Below are 25,037 nucleotides of genomic sequence, written 5' to 3'. Positions count from 1 at the left end.
CAGGCCCTAGGATGACGACGAGTACGGGTCATGGTCAACCCATGATTGCTGGCGCATAGGACGATGCGGAGGGACGCAATGATCAGGAATCGTTTTGTTTTAGGCTCGCTGTGCTTGCTGATCGGCTTGGGCGGCGGTCAGGCTGCAAGTCAGAGCATCTTCGGCCCAAAGGGTAAGTTTTCTTCCTTTCTGAGCCGTTTGGAATGGGAACCTAGCTGCATGAAGCCGGATATTCCGCGATCATGGTCATCAGACTGGGAGCGCGAGCAATTTCCCGCCGAAGTCAGGCGCTGGGCGCAGTGCGTTGATGATGAGGCTGAAAGGGACGCAGTATATGCGGCCGATGTGATCTCGGAGGGGAGACGTGAAGCCGTGAGCGAATTCCGCAGGGAGCTGGAGTTGGCGAGGTAACCTTCGCTGATAGGAACTGTTTGCTCCCAACTTCCCGTCATCCTCGCCCTTGTGGCGAGGATCCATACGCCCGGTGTGTCCGCAGGGTGCGAGGGCATCGGGACCGGGAGTCTGGATCCTAGGGACAGGCCTTAGGATGACGACGGGGGAGGCGGGGCGAGCAGGACGAGTGGAGCCGGCGGGTGCTGAGGATGTGGCCCCCGACTTCCCGTCATCCTCGCCCTTGTGGCGAGGATCCATACGCTCGGTGTGTCCGCAGGGTGCGCCGGTGTCGGGACCGGGAGTCTGGATCCTAGGGACAAGCCCTAGGATGACGACGGGGGAGGTGGGGCGCGGGGCGAGCGGAGCCGGCGGGTGCTGAGGATGTGGCCCTCGACTTCCCGTCATCCTCGCCCTTGTGGCGAGGATCCAGACGCCCGGTGCGTCCGCAGGGTGCGCCGACATCAGACACCGGGAGTATGGATCCTAGGGACAAGCCCTAGGATGACGAGGTGGGGTGGGTGCGGTCCCCCGAAGATGCCGCAACGGGGTGGAGGCGAACACCCGACGACGGGGGTTGGCGTGGGCGCAAACGCGCACCGCTCACCCTTCACCACTCACCGCCGCCCGAACAGCTTCTCCAGATCGTGCAGCTTCAGCTCCACATAGGTGGGGCGGCCGTGGTTGCACTGGCCCGAATGCGGGGTGGCTTCCATCTGGCGGAGGAGGGCGTTCATTTCGGGGGCCGAGAGGACGCGGCCGGAGCGGACGCTGCCGTGGCAGGCCATTGTGCCGCAGATGGCGGCGAGGCGTTCCTTGAGCGACAGGGCCTGGCCGTGTTCGGACAGGTCGTCGGCGATGTCGCGTATGAGGCCCTGAACGTCCGTGTCGCCCAGCATGGCCGGGGTCTCGCGCACCAGGACGGCGCCGGCGCCGAAGGCCTCGACGATCAGGCCCATCTCGGCCAGCTCCTCGGCGCGCGAGGCGACGCGTTCGGCCTCGGCGGGGTCCAGATCGACCACCTCGGGCGTCAGCAGGGCCTGGCGGGTCACGGACCCCTCGGCCATCTGAGCCTTCATCCGCTCATAGACCAGCCGCTCGTGGGCGGCGTGCTGATCGACGATGACCAGGCCGTCGCGGGTCTGGGCGACGATATAGTTGGCGTGGAGTTGGCCCCGCGCGGCGCCCAGGGGGTAGTCGAGGGGGTCGGTGGGGGCGTGAGGGGTGAAGGGTGAGTCGTGAGCGGCGGGGTCGGCGTCGGTGGGCGCTTGCTGGGGCCATGACGGGGCGTCCCAGGACGGTTCGACGCGGGCGCTGCGTTCGTTGAGGCCGGGGAGAACTTGCGCGGCCGCGGCGGGCTGGGACCAGCCGGTCCAGCCGCTGAAGCCTTGGGCCGAGGGGGCGCTGGGGCTGTAGGCGGGACCGGTGGAGAGGCCGGTGTGGGCTTGGAAGCTGGACAGCGTATCGGCGGCGACTGTGGTGGAGGCGCGGTGGCCGGCGGCGTGGAGCGCGTGGCGCAGAGCGCCGACGATCAGGCCGCGCACCAGGGCCGGATCGCGGAACCGGACCTCGGCCTTGGCGGGGTGGACGTTGACGTCCACGTAGAGCGGGTCGATGTCGAGGAACAGGACGGCGGCCGGGTGCCGGTCCCGCGCCAGGAAGTCGGCATAGGCGCCGCGCAGGGCCCCTTGCAGCAGCCGGTCCTTCACCGGGCGGCCGTTGACGAACAGATACTGATGCGCCGCATTGCCGCGCGAATAGGTGGGCAGGCCGGCGTAGCCCGACAGGCGCACGCCGTCCCGCTCCTGATCGATCAGCAGGGCGTTGGCCTCGAAGTCGCGGCCCAAGAGGGCGGACAGCCGCTTCAGCCGCCCCTCGTCGCCGGGGTGTTCGGCGGGCAGGCGCAGGGTGACCTTGCCGTCCAGCGACAGGGTGAAGGCGACGGCCTCGTGCGCCATGGCCTGGCGCTTGATCTCCTCCGAGATGGCCATGGCCTCGGACCGTTCGGACTTCATGAACTTGAGCCGGGCGGGGGTGGCGTAGAAGAGGTCGCGCACCTCGACTCGCGCGCCGTGCGGGCCGGGGAAGGGGGCGGGGGCCAGGGGACGGGTGTCGCCGCCCTCGACCGTGATGGCCCAGGCCTCGGTCTCGTCGCGGGACCGGGTGGTGATCGACAGGCGGGCGACCGAGCCGATCGAGGGCAGGGCCTCGCCCCGGAAGCCCAGGGTGTGGATGCGCAGCAGGTCCACGTCGCCGGCGTCGTCCGGCTCCAGCTTGGACGTGGCGTGGCGTTCGATGGCCAGGGGCAGTTCGGCCCTGGGGATGCCCTTGCCGTCGTCGGCGATCAGGATGCGCGACAGACCGCCGCCGTCGGCCTGGATCTCGATATTGCGGCCCCCGGCGTCCAGGGCGTTCTCGACCAGTTCCTTGATCGCGCTGGCCGGCCGCTCGACCACCTCGCCGGCGGCGATGCGGTTGACGGTTTCGGGCGAGAGGCGGCGGATGGGCATGAGGGCAGAAAGATAGGGCGCGCGGGGGATTCGCGCCATGAGGCTTCGTCTCCTCCCTGCGAAGCGGGGAGGTGGCGCGGCGCGTCTTCGCGCCGTGACGGAGGGGTTCTGTGCCGCATCGCAGGCGGCTGTGGGGCGGAAAGAGCCCCTCCACCACGCTACGCGCGGTCCCCCTCCCCACGTTGTGGGGAGGAGACGTTGGGCGTCAGTCTTCGGTCTTCGGCTTTGCAGCCTTCTTCGCGGCCGGTTTCTTGGCTGCGGCCTTTTTCGGGGCGGCGGCCTTCTTGGCGGCCGAGGCCTTCTTCTTCGGTGCGGCGCCGGCCTTGGCGGCGAGAAGGGGCAGGGCGTCTTCCAGGGTCAGGTCTTCGGGCGCCGTGCCCTTGGGCAGGGTGGCGTTGATCTTGCCGGACTTGACGTAGGGACCGAAGCGGCCGGCCATGACGTGGATCGGCTCGCCCGTTTCCGGGTGGGCGCCCAGGTCCTTGAGCGGGGCCGTGGCGGCGCCGCGACCGGGACGGCCGGCGCGCTTCTCGGCCAGCAGGGCGACGGCGCGGTTCAGGCCGACCTCGAACACCTCGTCGATGTCCGAGACGTTGGCGTAGGTGCCGGCGTGCAGGACGAAGGGGCCGTAGCGGCCCAGGCCGGCCGTGATCATCTTGCCGTCCTCGGGGTGAACCCCGACCTCGCGCGGCAGGGCGAGCAGGCGCAAGGCCTGGTCCAGCGTCAGGGACGCCGTCGACCACCCCTTGGGCAGGGACGAGCGTTTGGGCTTGTCGCCTTCGGGCGGCGTGATTTCGACATAGGGGCCGAAACGCCCGATCTTCAGCTGCACCGGCTGGCCGGTCTCCGGGTCCATGCCCAGTTCGCGGTCGCCGCTCTCGGCCGAACCGTCCTCGGCCGAGGGGCTGGCGACGGGGCGGGTGTATTTGCAGTCCGGGTAGCGTTCGCAGCCGATGAAGGCGCCGAAACGGCTGGTCTTCAGGCTGAGCTGGCCGATGTGGCACAGGGGGCATTCGCGTGGATCGGAGCCGTCTTCTTTGGCCGGGAAGATGTGGGCGCCCAGGCTTTCATTCAGGGCGTCCAGGATGGCCGTGGTGCGCAGTTCGCCGGCGGCCTGGGTCGCGGCGTGGAAGTCCGACCAGAACTCGCGCAGCAGAACCTTCCAGTCCAGTTGGCCGGCCGACACCTCGTCGAGGCGCGTCTCCAGCGCGGCGGTGAAATCGTATTCGACCCATTTGCGGAAGAACTGCTCCAGGAAGGCCGTGACCAGCCGTCCCTTGTCCTCGGGATAGAAGCGGTTCTTGTCGACGCGGACATATTCGCGGTCGCGCAGGGTCGACAGGGTCGAGGCGTAGGTCGAGGGGCGGCCGATGCCCAGCTCTTCCAGCTTCTTGACCAGGGTGGCCTCCGAATAGCGCGGGGGCGGTTCGGTGAAATGCTGGTCGGTGCGGATGGCGTCCACCTTGGCCTTGGCGCCTTCCTTCAGCGCGGGCAGGCGGCTGGTGTCGTCGCTCTCGTCTTCTTCGGCGCCCTTCTGCTTCTCGTCGCGGCCTTCCTCATAGACGGCCATGAAGCCGTCGAAGGTGACCACCTGGCCGGTGGCGCGCAGGCCGGTCAGGCCGTCGGGGGTCTCGATATCGACCGTGGTGCGGTCCATGCGGGCCGCCTCCATCTGGGAGGCGACCATCCGTTTCCAGATCAGCTCATAGAGCCGCTGAAGATCGGATTCGAGGCGCAGGCTGTCGGGATGGCGCGCGATGTTTGTCGGCCGGATCGCTTCGTGCGCTTCCTGAGCATTCTTGGCCTTGGTCTTGTAATAGCGGGGTTCCTGCGGAACGAAGGCCGGGCCGAACGCCTGGCTGATGACCTCGCGCGCCTGGGCGATGCCCTCGGGCGTGGTCTGGACGCCGTCGGTCCGCATATAGGTGATCAGGCCGCCGGTCTCGTCCACGCCCTCATACAGTTTCTGCGCCGCCTGCATGGTGCGCTGGGCCGAAAAGCCCAGCTTGCGCGAGGCTTCCTGCTGCAGGGTGGAGGTGGTGAAGGGCGGGGCCGGGTTGCGGCGGACGGGCTTCTTCTCGACCGAGTTGATGGTGAAGTCGCCGGCGTCGATGGCGGCGCGCGCGGCGGCGGCGGTCGCCTCGTCCTTGATGTCCAGACGCTGGATCCGCTTGCCCTCATGCTTGACCAGGCGGGCGGTGAAGGGCGGGCTGTCGGCGTTCAGGTCGGCCTCGATGGACCAGTATTCCTGCGCCTTGAACTTCTCGATCTCCATCTCGCGATCGACGACGATGCGCAGGGCGACGGATTGAACGCGACCGGCCGAGCGGGCGCCCGGCAGCTTGCGCCACAGGACCGGCGAAAGGGTGAAGCCGACGAGGTAGTCCAGGGCGCGGCGGGCCAGATAGGCCTCGACCAGCTCCATGTCGATCTGGCGCGGATTGGCCATGGCGTCGAGGACGGCGGACTTGGTGATGGCGTTGAAGGTGACGCGTTCGACGTGCGTGTCCTTCAGCACCTTCTTCTTGTTCAACACTTCCAGCACGTGCCAGCTGATCGCTTCCCCTTCGCGGTCGGGGTCGGTCGCCAGGATGACGCGATCGGCGCGCTTGGCGGCCTCGGCGATTTCGGACAGGCGTTTGGCGCCCTTGGCGTCGGCCTCCCAGTGCATGGAGAAGTCGTCGTCGGGCAGGACCGAGCCGTCCTTCGACGGCAGGTCGCGGACGTGGCCGTAGGAGGCCAGGACTTCGAAGTCCGGGCCGAGATACTTATTGATGGTCTTGGCCTTTGCGGGGCTCTCGACGATGACGAGGTTCATATCTGTCCGGTCTCGGGAAGGGGCGCGAACGTGGTTGGAGCGGGGCCGTGAGTCAATCGCACCTGTCGTCTTACAGCCCAAGGTAGTTGTGTTTTAATGAAACGCGGTTAGATTGCGAAACTGGCAACGGAGGCGATCATGGCGACGGCACACCCCCAATCGGCGAGCGCGTCGGAGTTCCGATCCGACATAGAGGCGGCGGCCTTTCCCACGCGGGAATACATCGGCGCCATGGCGCTGGAAATGGCTCGGCTGGCGCGCGACGAGGGCGACGCCCGGCTGGCGGGGATGCTGGAACAGGTCGCGGGCGTGGCTGGCCACCCGCCGGCCTAGATGGACGCCAGACCGCCGGGCAGCAGTTCGGCGCGGCCGGTCAGGCTGAGTTCCAGCAGGGCGGCGGCGACCTGGGAGACGGGGATGTTCAGGGCGCGGGCGATCTCGTCGCGCGGCGTCGGGGTGGGCGACAGCAGGGCGGCGACGCGGTCGAGGAAGGCGTCGTCGATCTCGCCGTCGAATCGCATCGGATCGGCCGCCGGCTCGCGCAGGGTGCGCAGGGTGTTGAAGGCGCGGTCGATGTCCTCGATCCCCTCGCACAGGATGGCGCCCTGACGCAGCAGCTCGTTGGGGCCGCGTGCGCGCGGGTCCAGCGGCGAGCCGGGCACGGCGAAGACGTCGCGCCCCTGTTCGGCGGCGAGGCGGGCGGTGATCAGGGAGCCGGACCTGATCTCGGCCTCGACCACCACGACGCCGCGCGACAGACCCGAGATGATGCGGTTGCGGCGCGGGAAGTCTCGCGCCTGGGCGCGGGCGCCGACGGGACTTTCGGAGACGATGCAGCCGTGTTCCGTCAGGCGGGCGTAGAGGTCGGCGTGTTCGGGGGGATAGATGTCATTCACCCCGCCGCCGAGGACGGCGACGGTCCCGGTCTCCATGCTTCCTTCGTGGGCGGCGGCGTCGATGCCGCGCGCCATGCCCGAGACGACGACGTGGCCGGCCTGACCCAACTGCTGCGCCAGGCCGCGCGCGATTCGCTGACCGCCGGCCGAGGCGATGCGGGCGCCGACGATGGCGACGGCGGGTTGGTTCAGCAGGTCGGCGCGGCCGCGCGTCCATAGGATGGGCGGGGGCGGATCAAGGGCAGCCAGCATCTCGGGATAGTCATCGTCACCCAGCACCAGCAGGCGAGCGCCGATGGCGTCGCCGGCGGCGATCTCACGCTCGACCGCCTCGACCGGCGGGGGCGTGGAGGCGGCGCCGGACTTGCGGATCAGGTCGGGCAGGGCGTCCAGCGCGTCGGCGGCGGAGCCGTAGCGGCCGAGGAGCTGGGCGAAGGTGACGGGGCCGATGCGGTCGGTGCGGGCGAGCCGCAGCCGGGCGAAGCGTTCGGCCGGGCTCAGGCTCACGCCTTCTTGGCCCCGATACGCGGTTCCTCGCCCTTCAGCAGCCGGGCGATGTTCTGGTGGTGACGCACCCAGATCAGGACGGCGGCGAAGACGGTCAGAGCGAGGACGGGCAGACCCACCGGCAGGCCGACCACGGCGAGCGGCAGCAGGGCCAGCAGCGGCGCGGTCGCCGCCGAAATCAGGGCCGCCAGAGAGGAATAGCGGAACAGGAAGGCGCTGATCAGCCAGACGGCGCCCGCCATCAGGCCCAGGGGCCAGGCGGCGGCGAGCAGCAGGCCATAGAAGGTGGCGACGCCCTTGCCGCCCTTGAAGCCCAGCCAGACGGGAAACAGATGGCCCAGGAAGGCCGCGCCGCCGGCGATGGCGCCCGCGACCTCGCTGTCGAACAGGGCTCGCGCGATCAGCAGGGCCACGGCGCCCTTGCCGGCGTCCAGCAGCAGGGTCGCCAGGGCCAGGTCCTTGCGGCCCGTGCGCAGGACATTGGTCGCGCCGATATTGCCTGAGCCGATATTGCGCACGTCGCCGGCGCCAGCCGCGCGGGTGATCACCACGCCGAACGGAATCGAGCCGAGCAGATAGCCGCCCAGCGCGACGAGCGCCAAGGTCCCGATTGCGGGGCCCACCAGATCCTGCACGTTGATTCGCTCCCCGCGTGTCGTTGCGGCAAAATGCGTCGGCGCGCGGCGCGGAGCAAGCGCGATCCGACCTCTTGACCCGACGATCGGCGCAGCGTCTGGTCCGCCCGCCTTGCCGGAGACTGTCATGACTCGAATCCCCGCCGCCGCCGCCGTGATCCTGATGCTTTCCACGGCAGGTTGCGTCGGCGCGCCGCCTGTCGGTTCAACGCCTGCCGCAGGGCCGGCTTTGGCCGCATATTTCGACTGCGTGCGGGACGGCGGCGTGGCGATCTCGGCGCACCGGGCGGTCTCGGCCATTGATCAGCCCGAGAATTCCATCGCCGCCATCGAGGCGACCGGACGGGCCATTCCCAATGCGATCCTGGAGCTGGACGTCGTCCTGACCAAGGACCGGCATCTGGTGCTGATGCACGACGAGACGATGGAGCGGACAACGACCGGGCGCGGGCGAGTCGCGGACCTGACCCTGGCGCAGGTCAAACAGGCGCGGCTGAAGGCGTCGAACGGCGTCCTGACCCGCGCCGCGCCGCCGACCCTGGGCGAGGCGCTGGACGCCGCCGGGCGCGTCGGGGGCATCGCCAGCATCGACCTGAAGCCCGCCGACGGCGAGACGACCGTCGATCTGGCGCGGGCCGTGATCGATCAGGTGCGCCGGTCGCGGGCGGGAGACCGGGTGATCCTGATCACCTATAACGAGGCCGACGCGCGGGCGGTCGCGGCCATGGCGCCGGAGATGATGATTTCGGCCGGACTGAGCGGCGTGGATGACCTGCAGGGGCTGAACGCGCCGCAGATCCTGGCCTGGACCGGGACGCGCGAGGAACGGCCGGTCCTGTGGCGCGCGCTGCGCGATGCCGGGGTCGAGGTGCAGTTCGGCACCCTGGGCCGGGAGGGCGTGCGCCGCGACGACCGATACGCCGCCGACGGCGACGTGTCGGAATACCGCGACCTGGCGCGCCAGGGCGTGACCGTGATCGCCACCGACACGCCGCTGGCGGTCAAGTCGGTGCTGGGCGCAGAGGTGGCCAAGGCGGCGACGTGCGAGCGGGTGCGCTGATCACGGTTTCGCCGGCAGCACCGCCATCAGGGCGCGGGTGAAGCCGACGGGGGCGACGGTCAGGTGGTCTTCGTCGGCCAGGATCGTGGATCGGACGGTCAGGCTCGGATAGGCGCGCGATTTCAGGGTGCGCTCCATCGTGCGGACATCGGCGACCATGTCGGCGCCGGAGGTGTTGCGGCGGTCGGGGCCGGGGACTTCCCAGCCGCCGATGTACATGAAGACGTCGGCGGGCAGGTCGCGATGTGTGCGGGCGTAGTCGGCCTCCATCCCCATGATGTGGCGCTTGTCGTACCAGAAGGACGGGCTGCCCAGGACATAGGCGTGGAACAGGCCGGGGTCGGTGAACAGGATCTGGGCGCCCAGCAGGCCGCCGTAGGAATGGCCCAACAGGATGCGGCGCGCGGGATCGATGCGGAAGCGGCCTTCGACGAAGGGCAGGGCCTGGGTCTTCAGATAGGTCTGATAGGCGGGGCCTTGGCCGTGGACCATCGAGCTGGCGCGACGCGGGCCGTGCGGGGTCGGGGTGTAGTCGCGATTGCGGCTGACCGTGCCGCTGTCGCCGCGCGAATAGGACAGGCCGACCAGGATGAACTCCTCGACCACGGGGCCGTCCAGGTTCACACGCCGCGCGATCTGGCGAAGGATGGGGAAGGCGTAGTCCGCGTCGGTGACGTAGAGGACCGGATAGCGCCGCTGGGGGCTGGTCTCGTAGCTGGCGGGCAGGCTGACGAAGACCTGGTCGTCGCGACCGGAAACGGGGTCCGGCACGGTCCAGACCTGTGTGCCCGTCAGCACATAGGGCGCGGGTTCGGCCGGGGCGTCGGGGGCAGGCGAGGACTGGGCGTCGGCCCGTTCCGAACAGCCCATGACGGCGCCGGCCAGCAGGACCAGCCCAAGGCCTGCGGTGCGTTTCCAGATCGTCATGACCGATTCCCCAATAAGCTTCACTGTCGTTGAGCCTAGGGCGGAATGTGGCGGAAAGCCGAAGGTCAGTGAACCTTGCGGCCGCCGACCCAGGTTCCGATCACCTTGCCCTGGAGCCTGCGTCCGTCGAACGGCGAGTTCTTGGATTTGGAGTGCAGGGCGTCGGCGTCGATGATGACGGGGGCGCCGAGGTCGAACAGGACCAGGTCGGCGGGCGCGCCTTCGGCCAGGACGCCGGCGTCGAGACCCAGCAGGGCGGCGGGACCCTGGGTCAGGGGACGCAGGACGTCCAGCAGGTCCAGCCCGTCCTCGTGGTGCAGGGTCAGGGCGGCGGGCAGCAGGGTTTCCAGGCCGATGGCGCCGGGCGCGGCCTCGGCGAAGGGACGGCGCTTGTCCTCGGCGGGGGCCGGGGCGTGGGCGGAGGTGATGACGTCGATCAGGCCTTCGCGCACGGCCTCGATCAGGGCCTGACGGTCAGCTTCCGAGCGTAGCGGCGGGTCCAGGCGGTAGAAGGTTCGGTAGTCGCCGATATCCACCTCGTTGAAGCACAGGTGGTTGATCGAAACGCTGACTGCGACCTCCAGCCCCTTGGCGCGGGCGCGGGCCAGGGTCTCCAGCGCGCCTTCGGTCGAGATCTGGTCGACCAGGAACCGGGCGCCGGTCTGTTCGACCAGGGCCAGATCCCGCTCCAGCCCGATGCGCTCGGCGATGGCCGGGCTGCCGGACAGGCCCAAGCGGGTGGCCAGTTCGCCCGAGGCGGCGACGGCGCCTTCGGTCAGCCACGGGTCGGAGGGGCGGCAGGCGATCAGGGCGTTGAAGGCGGCGGCGTAGCTCATCACCCGTTGCAGGGTGCGGCTGTTGACGATGACCTTGTCGCCGTCGGTGAAATACAGGGCGCCGGCTTCGTCCATCAGGCCGATCTCGGCCATCCGCTGGCCGTCGAGGGCCTTGGTCGCGGCGCCGGCGGCGCGGACATTGACCAGGTTCAGGGCCGCGCCGCGTCGCTGGATGAAGTCGATCATCGCCGGGTCGTCGACGGCGGGGTCGGTGTCGGGCTGGACGACGATGGTGGTCACGCCCCCGGCCGCCGCGGCCAGACTGGCGGACTTCAGCGTCTCCTTGGGCTCGGCGCCCGGTTCGCCGGTCTTGACGCGGATGTCGATCAGGCCGGGCGCGAGGCACAGGCCGTCGGCGTCGATGACCTGGTCGGCGTCGATGGGCGCTGCGCCGTGGACGACGCGGACGATGCGGCCATTCTCGATCAGGACGCCGCCGGGGCCGTCATAGTCGGTGGCGGGGTCCAGCAGGCGGGCGTTGATGATGGCGACGGTGGTCATCGGAAATCCTCCACCGAGAAGCGAAGCGGAACGGGGGAGGGGGACCGCGAAGCGGTGGAGGGGGCGAGGGCGCGCCCGATGCCGAACGGCTGCAATGGATCGGAAGGTCGGCGGCAGATGCGGAATCCGCTTCCGCCCCCTCCACCACGCTGCGCGCGGTCCCCCTCCCCCGCGATGCGGGGGAGGATTTGAGCGGCGTCCATCACTTGTCCCCCCAACGGGCGGAGAGGGAGGCCAGCACGGCCATGCGGGCGGCGACGCCCATCTCGACCTGATCCTGGATCAGGGAGACGTCCAGGTCGTCGGCCACGTCGGAATCGATCTCGACGCCCCGGTTCATCGGCCCGGGGTGCATCACCCGAGCGCCCGGCTTGGCCCAGGCCAGCTTCTCGCGATCCAGGCCCCAGAAGCGGAAATATTCGCGGGTCGAGGGCACGAGGGCGCCGGCCATCCGCTCCAACTGAAGCCGCAGCATCATCACCACGTCGCAGCCGGCCAGCCCCTCGCGCATGTCGTGGAAGACCTCGCAGCCCCAGCGGTCGGCGTCGCCGGGCACCAGGGTCGGCGGGCCTATCAGGCGCACCCGCGCGCCCATCATCTGAAGCAGGGCGACGTTGGAGCGGGCCACGCGGCTGTGGGTGATGTCGCCGCAGATGGCGACGGTCAGGCTGGTCACATCGCCGAAGGCGCGGCGCATCGACAGCAGGTCCAGCAGGGCCTGGGTTGGGTGTTCGTGGCGACCGTCCCCGGCGTTGACGACGGCGCAGCCGACCTTCTGGCTCAGCAGTTCCGCGGCGCCCGAGGCCGAATGGCGGATGACCAGAATGTCCGGCTTCATCGCGTTCAGCGTCACCGCCGTATCGATCAGGGTCTCGCCCTTCTTCACCGAGGACGAGCCGACCGGCATGGTCACCACGTCGGCGCCCAGCCGCTTGGCGGCGATCTCGAATGAGGAGGAGGTGCGGGTCGAGTTCTCGAAGAACAGGTTCACGACCGTGCGGCCGTGCAGCAGGTCCAGGGCCTTGGAGGACTGGCGATTGAAGTCGACGAAGGCGTCGCCGAGGTCCAGCAACTGCGGCGTCACATACGGATTGAGGTCCGACGCGGCGAGGAAGTGGGGTTTCGGGAACGGAACCAGCCGGTCGCGGATGGTCTGGTCGGTGACGTCTTGGGGCTGGGTCATCGAGACGCGGCTATAGGCGCGACTCGGCCTGAACGCGAGTCAGACGAAATGGAACAGGGCCAGAAGAATGGGGATGACCACGGCGCTGCCCACGGTGGTCAGGGCGATGACCCCGGCGATCAGGGGCGCGTCCCCGCCCATCTGGCGCGCCAGGATGTAGGAGGCGGCCGATCCCGGCGCGGCCCCGCAGATCAGGGCGATGCCCTGGGCCAGGCTGTCGCCGCCCAGGGCCCAGGCGATGAACCACATCAGCGGCGGCATGACCCCCAGCTTGACCAGGGTGACGGCGGCGATGGTGGTGCGGCTTCGCTTGACCTCGGCAAACGAAAGCCCCGCCCCGGCGACGATCAGCCCCAGCGGCAGGGCGGCGGCGCCCAGCAGATCCATCGCATCCGACAGGCCGGGGATCAGGGGCACGCGCAACAGGTTCAGCGCCAGGCCGATCAGACAGGCCAGCAGGATGGGATTGGCGAGCATCGACTTCGCCAGCCCCAAGGCCGACGGCTCGCGCCGCAACGACCCCCATTTGGCCAGCACCGCGACACAGGCGATATTGGTCACCGGAATGATGAAGGCGATGGCGACCGCCGCCATGGCTGTCCCCTCCGAGCCATAGACCGACTGGATCACCGGCACGAAGACGAAGCTGTTCCAGCGGATCACCCCCTGGAAGACGCTGGTGTAGGCCGGGCCGTCCAGGGTGATCAGAGGCTTGGCCGCCAATGTCGCCGCCGCCACGATCAGCGTCGCCCCCACCGCCGCCGCCCCCGCCACCGTCGCCCCGCCGCCGGCCAGGTCCGCGTGCCAGATCGCGGGGATCAGGAAGCTGGGGTAGAAGATGTTGATCGACAGCTTCTCGATCGGCCGCCAGGCCTCATCGGGCAGGAAGCCGGATTTTCGCAGCCCATAGCCCAGGGCGATCATCAGAAAGACCGGCAGGACGCCGGCGATCAGGGCCGTCAAACCCAGGTCGCCTGATCCCGCACCCGATCCAGCGCCCCCTGCAGAATCCAGGCGGCGGCGGTGCGGTCCACGACCTGCGCCCGGCGCTTGCGGTTCAGGTCCAGGTCCTCGATCAGGAAACGTTCGACGGCGCTGGTGGACAGCCGCTCGTCCCAGAAGGCGATGTTGATGGGGCGCAGCCGCTCCAGATTGCGGGCGAAGGCGCGGCACGACTGGGCGCGGGGGCCTTCGGTTCCGTCCATATTGGCGGGCAGCCCGATCACCAGGGCCGAAACCTTGCGGTGGGCCATCAGCTTGAACAGCTGTTCGGCCTCCAGCGTGAACTTGGACTTTCTGATCAACTCCAGCGGCGAGGCGATCAGGCGGGTGGAGTCCGACACGGCGACGCCGATGGTCTTCTCGCCCAGATCCAGCCCCATCCACGGCGTGTCGGGCGGGCAGGCGGCGGGCAGGTCGAGGAGGTCGAGAACGGGCACGGCCTGCGGTTAGGACTGGCGCGGCCTTAAGTCAAAGGCGATGGTGATCGCACAGAAGAAGGAGGACGGCGAAATGCGCAGGGTTTCCCTGACTGCGGCGGTGGTTCTGGCCGTGGGTCTGTGCGGCTGCGGGCCGGCCGAGACGCCGCGCAAGACGGCGGGCGCCCAGCCCGCGCCCACGCCAATGTCCGTGGCCGAGGCCTCGCCCCGGCCGCTCGGTCCGTCCGCGCCTCGTCCCGTCATTCCCCGCGAGGAGATGGGCACGGCAGCCGACGTCTCGCAGTTCCACGCCCTGCCGGCGCTGAGCGCCAAGGTCTTCAGCCTGTCTGGCGGCGATCCTGCGGTGAACGGCCTGGTGACCTATTTCGCCCTGTTCGGCGGCCCGGCCGAAGGCTGGAGCGTCTATTCGCTGGGCGATTACGCCGAATGGCGAGTGGTCGAGGCGAAGGCCGGACGCGTGGTGCTGGCGGTGCGTCAGGACACGGCGGGGCCGGACGGGAATATTCTGAAGGCGGATCGGACGGTGCAGATCGACTTCGTCTGGAACGGCGAGACGCCGCCTAATGCGGTCGATGTTAGCACGACGCAATGATGCGGCGTCGAACGCCCGGCGTCTTATCCTTGTGAATCCCGGTGCGGGCGGCTAATCCGACCGCTTCGACTGTCACACCTAGCGTGTGTTTCAACTTCATATTGTGTGTTTGGAGGGCCGCATGGCCATCGACGCTGCGACGGTGCGCAAGGTTGCGCATCTCGCCCGCATCAAGACCCCCGAGGATCGGCTGGAGCCGCTGGCCCAGGAGCTGAACGGCATCCTGCAGTGGATCGAGCAACTGAACGAGGTCGATGTCGACGGCGTCGAGCCCATGACCTCGAACGTCGCCCAGCCCCTGCGCCTGCGCGAGGACGTGGTCACCGATGGCGACAAGATCGACGCCGTCCTCTCCAACGCCCCGAAGTCCGCCGACGGCTTCTTCGTCGTGCCCAAGGTGGTCGAATAGTCATGAGCGACCTGACCAAACTGACCCTCAAGGGCGCCGTCGACGGCCTGAAGGCCAAGGACTTTTCCTCGGCCGAAATCACCCAGGCCTTCCTGACCAATATCGAGACCGCCAATCCGACCCTGAACGCCTATGTCGAGGTGACGGCGGACAAGGCCATGGACATGGCGCGCGCGTCCGACGCCCGCATCGCGGCCGGCGAGGGCGGGGCGCTGGAAGGCGCGCCGCTGGGGATCAAGGACCTGTTCTGCACCGAGGGCGTGCAGACCACGGCCGGGTCCAACATGCTGCGCGGCTTCGTGCCGCCGTATGAATCGACCGTCACCGCCAATCTGTGGCGTGACGGGGCGGTCATGCTGGGCAAGCTGAACATGGACGAATTCGCCATGGGCTCGTCCAACGAGACCTCGGCCTTCGGTCCGGTCAAGAACCCGTGGAAATCCACCGGCTCGAACGCCGAACTGACGCCGGGCGGATCGTCGGGCGGTTCGGCCTCGGCCGTCGCCGCCGACCTGTGCCTGGCCGCCACCGCGTCCGACACCGGCGGTTCGATCCGCCAACCCGCCGCCTTCACCGGCACGGTCGGGATCAAGCCCACCTATGGCCGCGCCAGCCGGTTCGGCATGGTGGCCTTTGCGTCCTCGCTGGACCAGGCCGGCCCGATCGCCAAGACGGTCGAGGACGCGGCCCTGCTGCTGCAATCCATGTGCTCGTTCGACGCCAAGGATTCGACCAGCCTGGACGTCCCGACGCCCGACTGGACCGCTTCGGTCGGCAAGTCGGTCAAGGGCCTGCGCATCGGGGTGCCGCGCGAATATGTCGTCGACGGCATGCCGGCCGAGATTCAGGCCCTGTGGGATCAGGGCGTGGCCTGGCTGAAGGACGCCGGCTGCGAGATCGTGGACATCAGCCTGCCGCACACCAAATACGCCCTGCCGACCTATTATATCGTGGCCCCGGCCGAGGCCTCGTCCAACCTGGCCCGCTATGACGGCATGCGGTTCGGGCACCGGGCGGATCAGTTCAGCTCGCTGGACGACCTCTACGCCACCTCGCGCGCCGAGGGCTTCGGCAAGGAGGTCCAGCGTCGCCTGACCATCGGCGCCTATGTGCTGTCGGCCGGTTTCTATGACGCCTATTACGTCCGCGCCCTGAAGGTCCGTCGCCGCATCGCCGAGGACTTCGACAATGTCTGGGGTCAGGTGGACGCCATCCTGACGCCATCGACGCCGTCGGCTGCTTTCGCGCTGGGCGACAAGCAGATCGACCCGCTGACCATGTATCTGAACGACGTCTTTACGGTCACGACCAACCTGGCCGGCCTACCGGGGATTTCGGTGCCGGCGGGCGTGGACGCCGGCGGGTTGCCGCTGGGTCTGCAGGTCATCGGCAAGGCGCTGGACGAGGCGACGGTGTTCCAGGTCGGCGCCGCCTTGGAACAGGCGGCGGGCTTCACGGCCAAGCCGGGCAAGTGGTGGTAGTTTAAAGACCCCTCTCCCAGAGGGAGAGGGAGGGGCCCGCGCCGCAGGCGTGGGAGGGTGAGGGGTTACGGTCTGGAAGGGGCGGCGACGGTGATTAAACATCTAAACCGTAACCCCTCACCCTTTCGCCTTGCCGATCGCTTCGCTCTCGGAGGCTCAAGCCCTCTCCCTTTGGGAGAGGGGAGATGACGGGGGCGACGGGATTCGCTCGCGAGCTTCGGCAGCGTGAAACTCACGCGGAGAAGATGCTGTGGAAGTCGCTGCGGGGCGGACGGCTGGATGGGTTGAAGTTTCGTCGCCAGCATTCGGTCGGACGCTATTTCGCTGATTTCGCCTGTGAGTCCGCGCGTCTCATCATCGAACTGGACGGCGGGATTCACGATCAGGACGACGCCCACCTGAACGACCATGTTCGGCAGCAGGAGATCGAAGCCTTGGGCTGGTTCGTGCTGCGGTTTCGCAATGAGCAGGTCATGGGCGCGCTGGATAGGGTTCTGGATGCGATAGGCGCCCAGGCGCGAACGGCAGGCGCCGTAAGCCCTCACCCTCCCGTCGCCTGAAAGCCAAGGGAGGGTGAGGATGGATTTACTCCGCCGGGAGCGCCTTCAGGTCGGTGTCGATGGCGGTGATCTTGGCGTCGGTGATGTTGCCCTGGGAGTAGGGGGCGATCTGGCGCAGGGTCATGGCCTTGAACTGTCCGTAGGCGGGATGTCTGTCGAGGCCGGGCAGGTGCTTGTCCAGGACCGCCTTGGTCGCGGGATCGGCGACCAGGGCCTCGATGGTGCTGTCGATGGTCGGGTGGGCGGCGTGATTCTCATGCTCCTGGGCGGGCGAAGTCGTCGAAGCCGGGGCAGGCGCGGTCTGGGCTGAGGCGGCGCCGGTCAGCAGCAGGGAGGCCGCAGCGGCGGCGGCGAACGGGGTCTTGGTCATGGAAATCTCCGTTGAGAGGCGGAAGTTGATCGCCTTTCGCGACATCATCAAGACAGCCCCCTTTCTCGCCGCCGACGAGGGCGCTAGGACGGACGGATGACCGACACCGCTACAAACTCGAAAACCATCAAGGGCCGCACGGGCGATTGGGAAATCGTCATGGGGCTGGAGATCCACGCCCAGGTGGCGTCGAAGGCCAAGCTGTTCTCCGGCGCCGCCGTTGGCTTTGGCGCGGGGCCGAACGAGCAGGTCTCGCTGGTGGATGCGGGCTTCCCCGGCATGCTGCCGACCCTGAACAAACACTGCGTCGAACAGGCGGTGAAGACCGGCCTGGGCCTGCGCGCGCAGATCAACAAACGCAGCCAGTTCGACCGCAAGAACTACTTCTATCCCGACCTGCCGACCGGCTATCAGATCAGCCAGCTCTATTACCCCATCGTGGGCGAAGGCGTGGTCGAGGTGGAGGCCGAGGACGGCAGCTTCTTCAACGTCGGCATCGAGCGGCTGCACCTGGAGCAGGATGCGGGCAAGCTGATCCACGACCTGTCGCCGACCGAGAGCTATGTCGACCTGAACCGGGCCGGCACGGCGCTGATGGAGATCGTCTCGCGTCCTGACCTGCGCACGCCGGACGAGGCGGTCGCCTACGTCAAGAAGATCAGGACCATCCTGATCTATCTGGGCACCTGCGACGGCGACATGGAGAAGGGCAATCTGCGGGCCGACGTGAACGTGTCGGTGTGCCGCGCCGGGAACTACGAAAAGTTCAAGGCGACGGGCGACTTCAGCTATCTGGGGACGCGCTGCGAGATCAAGAACGTCAACAGCTTCCGCTTCATTTCTCAGGCGATCCAGTATGAGGCGCGCCGCCAGATCGAAATCCTGGAGGACGGGGGTTCGATCACCCAGGAGACGCGTCTGTACGACCCGACGGCCGGCGAAACCCGCTCGATGCGGTCCAAGGAAGAGGCGCAGGATTATCGCTACTTCCCCGATCCCGACCTGCTGCCGCTGGACCTGGAAGAGGCCTGGATCGCCGAGATCAAGGCGTCCCTGCCTGAACTGCCGGACGACAAGCGCAAGCGGCTGATGGCTGACTACGGCCTGTCGCAATACGACGCCATCGTGCTGATCTCGGAACAGGCCAAGGCGGACTATTTCGAGGAGGCCGCCAAGGGACGCGACGCCAAGCTGGTGTCCAACTGGGTCACCAACGAGGTCTCGGCGCGACTGGCGGCCGACAACAAGGACTTCAGCGAGAACACGCTGCCGGCGGCGCATGTGGCGCAACTGGTCGAGCTGATCGAGACGAACGTCATCTCGTCCAAGATCGCCAAGGAGGTCTTCGACCACGTCTGGAACGGCGAGGGCAGCCCCGCCGAGGTGGTCGAGAAACACGGCCTGAAACAGGTCACCGACACAGGCGCCATCGAGAAAGCCATCGACGACATCATAGCCGCCAACCCGGACAAGGCGGCGGCCGTGGCCGACAAGCCCCAGGCCATCGGCTGGTTCGTCGGTCAGGTCATGAAGGCCACGGGCGGCAAGGCCAATCCGGCGGCGGTCAACGACATCCTGAAAGCCAAGCTGGGTCTTTGATGCTTGGGGGCTGCGGCCCCCAAGCCCCCAACTGGTCGCTAACGCTCGCGACGCGGCCGCTCGCTGCTTGAGCGGCGCGTTCAACTAAAAAGGCCCCGCGGATCGCTCCGCGGGGCCTTTTCAGTTCTTGGCTCAGGCCGACGGCGGCGTGGGCGGGGTCGGCGGCTCAGGAGGAGCCGGCGGTGCGGGCGGAACCGGCGCATCCGGATCGGTGGGCTCCGTGGGCTCGGGGGGCGGTGGCGGCGGCGCAGGTTCCTCGACGGGCGGGGGAGCAGGCGGCGCGGGCGGCGTGGGGGTGTTCGGATCCCATGTCGGCGGGGCCGCAGGATCCTGCGGCTTCTGTTGGTCGACCGGCGGGGGCGGCGCAGTCGGGGCTTGCTGAGCCGTCGCGGCGCCGGCCAGCAACAGCGAGGAGGCCAGGGCGGTCAAGGCGATCTTCATAGGACTATCCTTTGCGTGAAAGTGCGTCTTGAAGGCGTTCGGGCGTCGTCGGGGATGACAACGACAAGCAGGCTCGAACCCCAACGAGGCCGTTTTTCGTCCCCGTTCCGTGGAGTAGTTCTGGAGGCGCGATGCTGGATTTCGTCTTTCGATAATCTTGCGACACGCCTTCGCGTCGGGGCGCGGATACACGCCGATACAGTCGCGTGGCGATCACGGCGCACGCGTCCCAAGGTCACGGGAGGGCCATGGTTGGGCGTGTAAGGGGGCGCGAAAAACCGAAAAAAGCCCGACGGCCGGGGGCCGTCGGGCTAAAGCTTCGAAATCGTCAGGCGATCACCAGCGCCAGGCGTCACGGATGACGTCGACAATATAGCCGTCGTATTCGTCGATCAGATAGATGGTGTTGTCGACGGAAACCCAGCGCGTGCCCTCGGGGGGATAGCCCAGGCCATAGGTGCGCCAATCGTTCAACTGATAGCGCCAGAAGGTGTCCGGCAGATACTGGCCGACCGACCATGTGCGGTTCCAATACGAGCGCGGGACGCTGTAGTAGCCCCAGCCCGGCGCGAAATAGAAGCCGGCGCGGACGCCGCTATAGCCTCTGAAGCGGTTGTCGTTCCTCCACCAGTCCGAGCGGTGGTTGCGATAGAAGTCACGCCGCCACTGGTCGGCGTTGAAGCGTTGGCGGAACTCGCGGTGCTGGCGGTCGCGGTCGCGACCGTTGTTCCATCCCGAGCCGGGGCGGTTGGGGCGTTGACCGCCGGCGTTCGGACGGTCGGGGCGGTTCCATCCGCTGCCGGGACGATCCGGGCGTTGGCCGCCGGTGTTGGGGCGATCAGGACGGTTCCATCCGCCGTCAGGACGGCCGGGGCGTTGGCCGCCGGTGTTGGGGCGGTCCGGTCGGTTCCAGCCGCCCTCAGGCCGGTTGGGGCGTTGGCCGCCCGTGGTCGGACGGTCCGGCCGGTTCCAGCCGCCCTCGGGCCGTTCTGGACGTTGGCCGCCGGTGCTCGGACGGTCAGGACGGGTCCAGCCGCTGGGGCGGCCGTTGCTGGTCTGAGGCCGCTCCGGCCGTGCGCCGGCTGTCGGGCGTTCCGCTTGGCCCGTGCTGGTCTCGGGCCGGCTCGGGCGAGACGGACGCGGCCGCTCGGACTGTTCCGTGGCCGAGGCCAATGGACGCGAGGGACGGTTCTCGCGCGAAATCTGGGGACGCTGCGGACGGTCGGCGTCGCGGTTCGGGCGTTCACGACGCGGCTGGTCTCGCTGTTCCTGAGCCAGGGCCTGAGCGGGCGCCGCGAGCGGGCCGGAGACGGCGGCGATGGCGGTGAAAGCCATCAGGAGGCGTTTCATGGTCTTTGGTTCCTGCACGCCGGTTCTCCGGCGGCTTGAGACGATCATCGGCCGGTGGCGATGAACCCAGGCTGAACATCGTTCGCAATCAAGGTGCTGCACGAAAAACAGAACCCCGCAGACAAGGCCTGCGGGGTTCGAGACGTCGATCTGCGTCGCGGTCTAGTAGACGCCCGACAGGACGCTAGCGATCAGGCCGCTGGCGACGGCGATCAACAGGATGTCGTTGCCGGCGTGGACGTAGCGATAGCCGCGCGGGGCTTGGCGGAGGCCGTAAACGTAAGGGTCGCGCACATAGTAGCTGCGATACTGGTGGGGCAGGTAGCCGCCCGTCCGCCAGCGATAGCCGCTGTAGCGCGGCTCGACGCGGTAGTAGCCGTAGCTGGGCGCATACCAGTAGCCTGCGCGTGGACCATTGTAGCCGTGGAAGTCGGAGCGTCCGCGCCACCAGTTGCTGTTGTTGCGATCCCAGCGGTCGTTGCGCCAGTCGCGACGGTCGTCACGGCGTTCGTCGCGATAGTCACGACGGTCGTCGCGGCGGTCCTGACGATAGTCCTGGCGGTTGTCGTAACGGCCGTTGCGCCAGTCGCGGTTATCGCTACGGCGTTCCTGACGGAAATCGCGGCGGTCGTCGCGGCGATCCTGGCGATACTCGCGGCGGTCGCGATCCTGCGCCTGGGCGAGCATCGGCACGGCCGTGGTCGACAGGGCGATGGCGACGACGGCGGCCTTGGTGAGGCGGTTCATCTTCGTGCTCCATTCTGGGCCGCCGACGGAGATGCCGAACCGACCCGTTAATGACGTTCAAGGTCGGATTCTGCGCCTGAACGCCCGCTGAACGATCGCGTCAGGTTTGCGCGGCCGCGTCGAGGCGGGCGCCTGGCGACCTCGGCAGTCGTAAACGAAAGATTTCCAAGAGATTTCCGATGCCTGAATCCCGCTGGAAGTATTCATTTCTGCTTTACTGAAAAGTCGGCACGACCCATTCGCCCGTTAACTTTAACTTCAAACCACGGGTATTTGATGGCGTCTCAGAGGCGGGCCCAGAATGGCGCCCGATCAGGAGATACGGTGATGACCGCGCAAGAATTGGCGCACGACCTGCAGGCCACGCAAGACGGTCTGCCGCTGCCGACCCCGGACATGTCCGGCGACGACCTGTTCAAACTGGGCATGATGTATTCGGCCGGTTCGGGCGGTTGCCCGATGGACCGGGTGTCGGCCCACATGATCTTCAACCTCGCGGCCATGAAGGGCTCGATCGAGGCGCGCGTCTATCGCCGCGAGATGAGCATGGAGATGGAGCGCGAGGAGATCGCCGAGGCCCAGAAGGCCGCGCGGCGCTACATCGACCAGGGCGTGGTTCAGCTGGTCGCCTGAAGCGATCTGTTCAGAACTGTGCGAAGCCGCTGCCGTTCGATCCGTTGATCGAATAGCTGAAGCCGATGGGCAGGGCGGCGCGCACCTGGGTGAAGAAGGCCGCCAGTTCGCCCAGGGTCGAACGCGGCACGAAGATGATGTCGCCCCGGCGCAGGGGAACCACCTCGCCGCGACGTGGACGCAGGTCAACGACGCGCATCATGCGCGACCCGCCCGGACCGCGACGGATCAGGGCCACGCTGTCCTGGCGTGACGTGGGCGCGAAGCCACCGGCCTGGATGACCGCCTGATAGGCGTCCAGATCGCCGATCATTTCGAAGACGCCAGGCGTGCGAACCTCGCCGTCGACCCAGACACGGATAGGGCCGGCCTGGCGCAAGGTCACCTCGACCGTCGGCCTTACCAGTTGCGGCGCATAGGCCGCCGAGACGACCTGCTGCAGCTGGGGCAGGGTGCGATCCGCCGCCATGACCGATCCGATCAGGGGCAGGGCGATCCGGCCGTCGGGGCCGATCCTTACCGTACGGGTCAGTTCCGAGGCTGTGGGGGTGGCCACCTCGATCTCGTCGCCGGGATAGAGCAGATATTCCGGCTCCTGATCCGTCCAGTCGGCGAAGGGAATGCCGGGGTAGTCGCCGTTCATCGGGCGTTCGACGCGCTGCGGGCCGCTGGCGCACGCCGCCAAGGAGGCGGCGAGGGAGGCTGAACCCAGGGTCAGCAGGAACAGGCGGCGATCTGACAGCATGAGAATCGGTCGGCCTCGACGAGGAGATTTGAGCCAACCTCGCCGTTTATGGGTAATCATCGGTTAACGCCGGTGGGCGAAGGGTGGCGAGAACAAGCCTTTCAAGGGATTCGGCCCGCTCTATGCGTTCCACGGCACACGTCACGGCAAGACCACGCTACGGCGTGCTGGACGTCATCGGCCTGCTGTTCCGCGAGCTGTTGCTGATGATCGTGGTCTTCGTCGTGATCCTGGCGCTGGGGTTCGCGGCGGCGATGACGCTGAAGAAGAGCTATACCGCCACCGGATCGGTCTTCGCCGGGGTGGGGCAGGAATACGTCTATCAGCCGCGCGTCGGCACAGCCGAGCGGGGCCAGGCGCCGCAGGGCGACGAGGTCGCCAACTCCGAAGCCGCCATCCTGGGATCGGGCGCGGTGCGTCAGAAGGTGGTGGAGGCCCTGGGGCCAGCCGCCATCCTGGGCGAGGCGCCCAAGGGCGGACCGCAGAAGGCCGAGGCGGCTGCGCGGCGCGTGATCGGAACCAGCCTGGAGATCGCCACCGCGCCGGGCAGCGCCGTGATCCGCCTCAGCTACAAGGCCGACGATCCCGAGCAGGCGGCGCGGGTGCTGAACACCATCATCGAACAGTATCTGGTCTATCGACGCGAGGTGTTTCAGGACAAGACGCCGGCCATCGCCAGTCAGCGCGTCGCTTTCGAGGACGAGCTGGGCAATGCGGACCGGGCCTATGAAAACTTCCTGTCGTCCAACGCCATCGGCGATTTCGCTGCGGCCAAGGCGACGCTGGCGGCGACCTATCAGACGATCTTCACCGACCGGATGTCCACGCAGAGCCTGTTGAACCAGACCGCCCAAAGGCTGAACACCCTGGTCGCGCAGCAGGCGGGCACGCCGGCGGAAGTGGCCCTGCAGCAAGATCTGAACATTTCGGCCCAGGATCAGGTGCTGCAACTGCGCACCGAGCGCGAGCAGCTGCTGTCGCGCTATCAGCCCGACGCCCAGCCGGTGAAGGACATCGAAGCGCGGATCAACCAGCTTCAGGCCTATGTCGCGACCGGCACGGCCGTGGGCGCCAAGGAAGTCCGCACCGGGCCGAACCCCGTCTGGACCGAGCTGGAGACGACGCGGATCAATACGCGGGCCGAGCGGGACTCGCTGGCGGCGCGCCTGGCGGTCCTGGATCGGCAACTGAACGACATTCGCGCCCGCCAGACGCGGCTGACCGCGCTGGAGTCCGAGAACTCGACCCTGGCCGGCAATCGCGAGGTGCTGAGCGCCTCGATCCGCGAGTTCCAGCAGCGCGAGACCCAGAGCCGCGCCGACAACGCCCTGGTCGCCGCCGGCGCCGACAATGTCACCGTCATCGAACGCGCCCAGCCGCCGTCGACGGGCAAGAGCCTGAAGATCCCGCTGCTGGCGGCGGTCTTCCTGTTTGCGGGCTTTACCGCCCTGTGCGTGGGCCTGCTGCGGGTGTTCACGCGGCGCGGCTTCACGACGCCGGCCTCGATGAGCCGGACGCTGGACATGCCGGTCCTGGCCGTCGCGCCCGCCAAGGCGGCGTAGCGAAAGCCGTGCTAGGCTGAGGGCTTAGGGAGCGCCTTGGCGATTCGATGGTCGATCTGACTTCAGAAATGGCGGGCCTTTGGGCGGCGCTGGGACCGGCGCCGGCGCATCGCGCGCGCGTGATTCAGTTCGCCTCGGCGGCGACAGGCGAGGGCGTCTCGACCGTGGCGCGCGAGTTCGCCCGTCTGGCGGCCGTGCGGGCGCGAAAACCCGTCTGGCTGATCGACGGCGACCTGGCCCAGCAGGGACAGCTGGAGACCGTGTCGGCCGAGCCGGATCGGTTCGGCCAGGTCGGCAAGGCGGCGCAGGCCTCGCCCGACGGATCCAGCTTCTACGCCGTGACGCCGCGCGTGACGGGGCGCGACGGCAAGCCGGTGCCGGATTCGCGGCTGCTGACGGCGCGGTCGTGCCTGGGCGGACGGCTGTGGGTGACGCATTTCCATATGGAGGCGCTGCGGTCCGGGCACCGGGTCGAGGCGGTCGGAGAGCCCCGCTACTGGGAGGCGCTGCGGCCCCATGCGGACACCATCGTCATCGACGCCCCCGCCGCCGACCGCAACGACATGGCGATCATCCTGGCGCCCTTCGTGGACATGACGGTGCTGGTGGTCGCGGCCGAGAGCACGGCGGCCAGCGCCCCGGTCATCCTGCGCGACGAGATAGAGGCTGTGGGGGGGCGGATCGCCGGGGTGGTGATGAACCGCTCGACCTACAAGCCGCCCAGCTTTTTGCAGCGGCTGACGGGCTGATCGTGTACGATTCCGCAAGTTCGCGTAGGAAATTAGTGGGTTGAGCTGAAAGCTGACCGATCTGCGGCGCCTTTGCACGCGTCGCGCATTGTGGGGC

General features: G+C 68.2%; 25 protein-coding genes. 11 read left to right on the top strand and 14 right to left on the bottom strand.

What is annotated here, in order from left to right; all coding sequences use genetic code 11:
• Window positions 1–78: 78 nt before the first annotated feature.
• The gene (locus tag ACP69V_RS08850) at window positions 79–411 is read left to right on the top strand and encodes a hypothetical protein (RefSeq protein ID WP_426023530.1); all 333 of its coding nucleotides are present in this window, start codon (window positions 79–81) and stop codon (window positions 409–411) included.
• 596 nt (window positions 412–1,007) lie between these two features.
• On the opposite strand, the gene mutL is transcribed toward ACP69V_RS08850, so the two are convergent.
• Both mutL and topA read right to left on the bottom strand, forming a co-directional pair.
• Window positions 1,008–2,900, bottom strand: coding sequence for a DNA mismatch repair endonuclease MutL (gene mutL / locus ACP69V_RS08845; RefSeq protein WP_426024046.1), 1,893 nt, complete (start codon window positions 2,898–2,900; stop codon window positions 1,008–1,010).
• Window positions 2,901–3,105: 205 nt separating this feature from the next.
• Window positions 3,106–5,718 carry a type I DNA topoisomerase gene (gene topA / locus ACP69V_RS08840; RefSeq protein WP_426023529.1) on the bottom strand — a complete coding sequence of 871 codons (2,613 nt, stop codon included), beginning with the start codon at window positions 5,716–5,718 and terminating at the stop codon, window positions 3,106–3,108.
• 138 nt (window positions 5,719–5,856) lie between these two features.
• On the opposite strand from topA, the gene ACP69V_RS08835 reads away from it, so the two are divergent.
• Window positions 5,857–6,051 carry a hypothetical protein gene (locus ACP69V_RS08835; protein ID WP_426023528.1) on the top strand — a complete coding sequence of 65 codons (195 nt, stop codon included), beginning with the start codon at window positions 5,857–5,859 and terminating at the stop codon, window positions 6,049–6,051.
• Here ACP69V_RS08835 and dprA read toward each other — a convergent pair.
• On the bottom strand, window positions 6,048–7,121 hold the full coding sequence (gene dprA / locus ACP69V_RS08830; protein ID WP_426023527.1) for a DNA-processing protein DprA: 1,074 nt from the start codon (window positions 7,119–7,121) through the stop codon (window positions 6,048–6,050). The two genes, ACP69V_RS08835 and dprA, sit on opposite strands and share 4 nt — an antisense overlap.
• Window positions 7,118–7,756 carry a glycerol-3-phosphate 1-O-acyltransferase PlsY gene (gene plsY, locus ACP69V_RS08825; protein WP_426023526.1) on the bottom strand — a complete coding sequence of 213 codons (639 nt, stop codon included), beginning with the start codon at window positions 7,754–7,756 and terminating at the stop codon, window positions 7,118–7,120. The genes dprA and plsY overlap by 4 nt, the downstream gene beginning before the upstream one ends.
• Before the next feature lie 127 nt (window positions 7,757–7,883).
• Between plsY and ACP69V_RS08820 the strand changes: the two genes are divergently transcribed.
• A complete protein-coding gene (locus ACP69V_RS08820) occupies window positions 7,884–8,816 on the top strand; it encodes a glycerophosphodiester phosphodiesterase family protein (protein ID WP_426023525.1) in 933 nt (310 codons plus the stop codon).
• Here the strand turns inward: ACP69V_RS08820 and ACP69V_RS08815 are convergent, their stop codons facing one another.
• From ACP69V_RS08815 to ruvX, 5 genes are all read right to left on the bottom strand, one after another.
• The gene (locus tag ACP69V_RS08815) at window positions 8,817–9,743 is read right to left on the bottom strand and encodes an alpha/beta hydrolase (protein WP_426023524.1); all 927 of its coding nucleotides are present in this window, start codon (window positions 9,741–9,743) and stop codon (window positions 8,817–8,819) included. It lies immediately after the preceding gene.
• Window positions 9,744–9,808: 65 nt separating this feature from the next.
• Complete coding sequence (gene pyrC, locus ACP69V_RS08810; RefSeq protein WP_426023523.1) at window positions 9,809–11,080, bottom strand: dihydroorotase; 1,272 nt, start codon at window positions 11,078–11,080, stop codon at window positions 9,809–9,811.
• A 202-nt stretch (window positions 11,081–11,282) separates the two neighbouring features.
• On the bottom strand, window positions 11,283–12,263 hold the full coding sequence (locus ACP69V_RS08805; RefSeq protein ID WP_426023522.1) for an aspartate carbamoyltransferase catalytic subunit: 981 nt from the start codon (window positions 12,261–12,263) through the stop codon (window positions 11,283–11,285).
• A gap of 39 nt (window positions 12,264–12,302) precedes the next feature.
• Window positions 12,303–13,226, bottom strand: a complete 924-nt coding sequence (locus ACP69V_RS08800; protein WP_426023521.1) for an AEC family transporter — start codon at window positions 13,224–13,226, stop codon at window positions 12,303–12,305.
• A complete protein-coding gene (gene ruvX / locus ACP69V_RS08795) occupies window positions 13,223–13,702 on the bottom strand; it encodes a Holliday junction resolvase RuvX (protein WP_426023520.1) in 480 nt (159 codons plus the stop codon). The genes ACP69V_RS08800 and ruvX overlap by 4 nt, the downstream gene beginning before the upstream one ends.
• Before the next feature lie 73 nt (window positions 13,703–13,775).
• Between ruvX and ACP69V_RS08790 the strand changes: the two genes are divergently transcribed.
• The 4 genes from ACP69V_RS08790 (at window position 13,776) to ACP69V_RS08775 (ending at window position 16,744) form a co-directional block, all read left to right on the top strand.
• Entirely contained in the window at window positions 13,776–14,294 is a 519-nt protein-coding gene (locus tag ACP69V_RS08790) for a hypothetical protein (protein ID WP_426023519.1), read from the top strand.
• 121 nt (window positions 14,295–14,415) lie between these two features.
• Window positions 14,416–14,703 (top strand): Asp-tRNA(Asn)/Glu-tRNA(Gln) amidotransferase subunit GatC, encoded by a 288-nt coding sequence (gatC, locus tag ACP69V_RS08785; RefSeq protein ID WP_267516244.1) that lies wholly within the window; start codon window positions 14,416–14,418, stop codon window positions 14,701–14,703.
• Window positions 14,704–14,705: 2 nt separating this feature from the next.
• Window positions 14,706–16,184: an Asp-tRNA(Asn)/Glu-tRNA(Gln) amidotransferase subunit GatA gene (gene gatA / locus ACP69V_RS08780; protein WP_426023518.1), complete on the top strand. Its 1,479-nt coding sequence runs from the start codon at window positions 14,706–14,708 to the stop codon at window positions 16,182–16,184.
• A gap of 185 nt (window positions 16,185–16,369) precedes the next feature.
• On the top strand, window positions 16,370–16,744 hold the full coding sequence (locus ACP69V_RS08775) for an endonuclease domain-containing protein (protein ID WP_426023517.1): 375 nt from the start codon (window positions 16,370–16,372) through the stop codon (window positions 16,742–16,744).
• Window positions 16,745–16,769: 25 nt separating this feature from the next.
• On the opposite strand, the gene ACP69V_RS08770 is transcribed toward ACP69V_RS08775, so the two are convergent.
• On the bottom strand, window positions 16,770–17,114 hold the full coding sequence (locus ACP69V_RS08770; RefSeq protein ID WP_426023516.1) for a hypothetical protein: 345 nt from the start codon (window positions 17,112–17,114) through the stop codon (window positions 16,770–16,772).
• Window positions 17,115–17,210: 96 nt separating this feature from the next.
• Here ACP69V_RS08770 and gatB point away from each other — a divergent pair, with 96 nt between their 5' ends.
• Window positions 17,211–18,713: an Asp-tRNA(Asn)/Glu-tRNA(Gln) amidotransferase subunit GatB gene (gene gatB, locus ACP69V_RS08765; RefSeq protein ID WP_426023515.1), complete on the top strand. Its 1,503-nt coding sequence runs from the start codon at window positions 17,211–17,213 to the stop codon at window positions 18,711–18,713.
• A gap of 132 nt (window positions 18,714–18,845) precedes the next feature.
• On the opposite strand, the gene ACP69V_RS08760 is transcribed toward gatB, so the two are convergent.
• The 3 genes from ACP69V_RS08760 to ACP69V_RS08750 form a co-directional block, all read right to left on the bottom strand.
• Window positions 18,846–19,154 (bottom strand): hypothetical protein, encoded by a 309-nt coding sequence (locus ACP69V_RS08760; RefSeq protein WP_426023514.1) that lies wholly within the window; start codon window positions 19,152–19,154, stop codon window positions 18,846–18,848.
• 336 nt (window positions 19,155–19,490) lie between these two features.
• Window positions 19,491–20,504 (bottom strand): RcnB family protein, encoded by a 1,014-nt coding sequence (locus ACP69V_RS08755; RefSeq protein WP_426023513.1) that lies wholly within the window; start codon window positions 20,502–20,504, stop codon window positions 19,491–19,493.
• A 162-nt stretch (window positions 20,505–20,666) separates the two neighbouring features.
• Complete coding sequence (locus ACP69V_RS08750) at window positions 20,667–21,251, bottom strand: RcnB family protein (RefSeq protein ID WP_426023512.1); 585 nt, start codon at window positions 21,249–21,251, stop codon at window positions 20,667–20,669.
• A gap of 327 nt (window positions 21,252–21,578) precedes the next feature.
• On the opposite strand from ACP69V_RS08750, the gene ACP69V_RS08745 reads away from it, so the two are divergent.
• Entirely contained in the window at window positions 21,579–21,884 is a 306-nt protein-coding gene (locus tag ACP69V_RS08745) for a sel1 repeat family protein (protein ID WP_426023511.1), read from the top strand.
• Window positions 21,885–21,894: 10 nt separating this feature from the next.
• Here the strand turns inward: ACP69V_RS08745 and ACP69V_RS08740 are convergent, their stop codons facing one another.
• Window positions 21,895–22,629 carry a polysaccharide biosynthesis/export family protein gene (locus tag ACP69V_RS08740; protein WP_426023510.1) on the bottom strand — a complete coding sequence of 245 codons (735 nt, stop codon included), beginning with the start codon at window positions 22,627–22,629 and terminating at the stop codon, window positions 21,895–21,897.
• 122 nt (window positions 22,630–22,751) lie between these two features.
• Between ACP69V_RS08740 and ACP69V_RS08735 the strand changes: the two genes are divergently transcribed.
• Together ACP69V_RS08735 and ACP69V_RS08730 are read left to right on the top strand one after the other, a co-directional pair.
• A complete protein-coding gene (locus ACP69V_RS08735; RefSeq protein WP_426023509.1) occupies window positions 22,752–24,191 on the top strand; it encodes a GumC family protein in 1,440 nt (479 codons plus the stop codon).
• 47 nt (window positions 24,192–24,238) lie between these two features.
• The gene (locus tag ACP69V_RS08730; protein ID WP_135195397.1) at window positions 24,239–24,940 is read left to right on the top strand and encodes a hfsB; all 702 of its coding nucleotides are present in this window, start codon (window positions 24,239–24,241) and stop codon (window positions 24,938–24,940) included.
• Window positions 24,941–25,037: the final 97 nt, after the last annotated feature.

The organism is Brevundimonas sp. PWP3-1b1 (assembly GCF_049896065.1).
In the GTDB taxonomy this organism is placed as follows: Bacteria; Pseudomonadota; Alphaproteobacteria; order Caulobacterales; family Caulobacteraceae; genus Brevundimonas; species Brevundimonas intermedia_B.
The sequence above is the reverse complement of the archived record's forward strand: the minus strand, read 5'-3'. Positions and strand labels throughout refer to the sequence as shown.

Coding starts and splice junctions, on each gene's coding strand:
- ACP69V_RS08750 (WP_426023512.1), bottom strand. CDS start 21,251: ATGAACCGCCTCACCAAGGCCGCCGTCGTCGCCATCGCCCTGTCGACC.
- gatA (WP_426023518.1), top strand. CDS start 14,706: ATGAGCGACCTGACCAAACTGACCCTCAAGGGCGCCGTCGACGGCCTG.
- ACP69V_RS08735 (WP_426023509.1), top strand. CDS start 22,752: ATGCGTTCCACGGCACACGTCACGGCAAGACCACGCTACGGCGTGCTG.
- topA (WP_426023529.1), bottom strand. CDS start 5,718: ATGAACCTCGTCATCGTCGAGAGCCCCGCAAAGGCCAAGACCATCAAT.
- ACP69V_RS08745 (WP_426023511.1), top strand. CDS start 21,579: ATGACCGCGCAAGAATTGGCGCACGACCTGCAGGCCACGCAAGACGGT.
- ACP69V_RS08790 (WP_426023519.1), top strand. CDS start 13,776: ATGCGCAGGGTTTCCCTGACTGCGGCGGTGGTTCTGGCCGTGGGTCTG.
- ACP69V_RS08815 (WP_426023524.1), bottom strand. CDS start 9,743: ATGACGATCTGGAAACGCACCGCAGGCCTTGGGCTGGTCCTGCTGGCC.
- ACP69V_RS08740 (WP_426023510.1), bottom strand. CDS start 22,629: ATGCTGTCAGATCGCCGCCTGTTCCTGCTGACCCTGGGTTCAGCCTCC.
- gatC (WP_267516244.1), top strand. CDS start 14,416: ATGGCCATCGACGCTGCGACGGTGCGCAAGGTTGCGCATCTCGCCCGC.
- gatB (WP_426023515.1), top strand. CDS start 17,211: ATGACCGACACCGCTACAAACTCGAAAACCATCAAGGGCCGCACGGGC.
- mutL (WP_426024046.1), bottom strand. CDS start 2,900: ATGCCCATCCGCCGCCTCTCGCCCGAAACCGTCAACCGCATCGCCGCC.
- ACP69V_RS08805 (WP_426023522.1), bottom strand. CDS start 12,263: ATGACCCAGCCCCAAGACGTCACCGACCAGACCATCCGCGACCGGCTG.
- ACP69V_RS08820 (WP_426023525.1), top strand. CDS start 7,884: ATGACTCGAATCCCCGCCGCCGCCGCCGTGATCCTGATGCTTTCCACG.
- ACP69V_RS08835 (WP_426023528.1), top strand. CDS start 5,857: ATGGCGACGGCACACCCCCAATCGGCGAGCGCGTCGGAGTTCCGATCC.
- ACP69V_RS08770 (WP_426023516.1), bottom strand. CDS start 17,114: ATGACCAAGACCCCGTTCGCCGCCGCCGCTGCGGCCTCCCTGCTGCTG.
- ACP69V_RS08775 (WP_426023517.1), top strand. CDS start 16,370: ATGACGGGGGCGACGGGATTCGCTCGCGAGCTTCGGCAGCGTGAAACT.
- pyrC (WP_426023523.1), bottom strand. CDS start 11,080: ATGACCACCGTCGCCATCATCAACGCCCGCCTGCTGGACCCCGCCACC.
- ACP69V_RS08755 (WP_426023513.1), bottom strand. CDS start 20,504: ATGAAACGCCTCCTGATGGCTTTCACCGCCATCGCCGCCGTCTCCGGC.
- ACP69V_RS08760 (WP_426023514.1), bottom strand. CDS start 19,154: ATGAAGATCGCCTTGACCGCCCTGGCCTCCTCGCTGTTGCTGGCCGGC.
- ACP69V_RS08850 (WP_426023530.1), top strand. CDS start 79: ATGATCAGGAATCGTTTTGTTTTAGGCTCGCTGTGCTTGCTGATCGGC.
- ACP69V_RS08730 (WP_135195397.1), top strand. CDS start 24,239: ATGGTCGATCTGACTTCAGAAATGGCGGGCCTTTGGGCGGCGCTGGGA.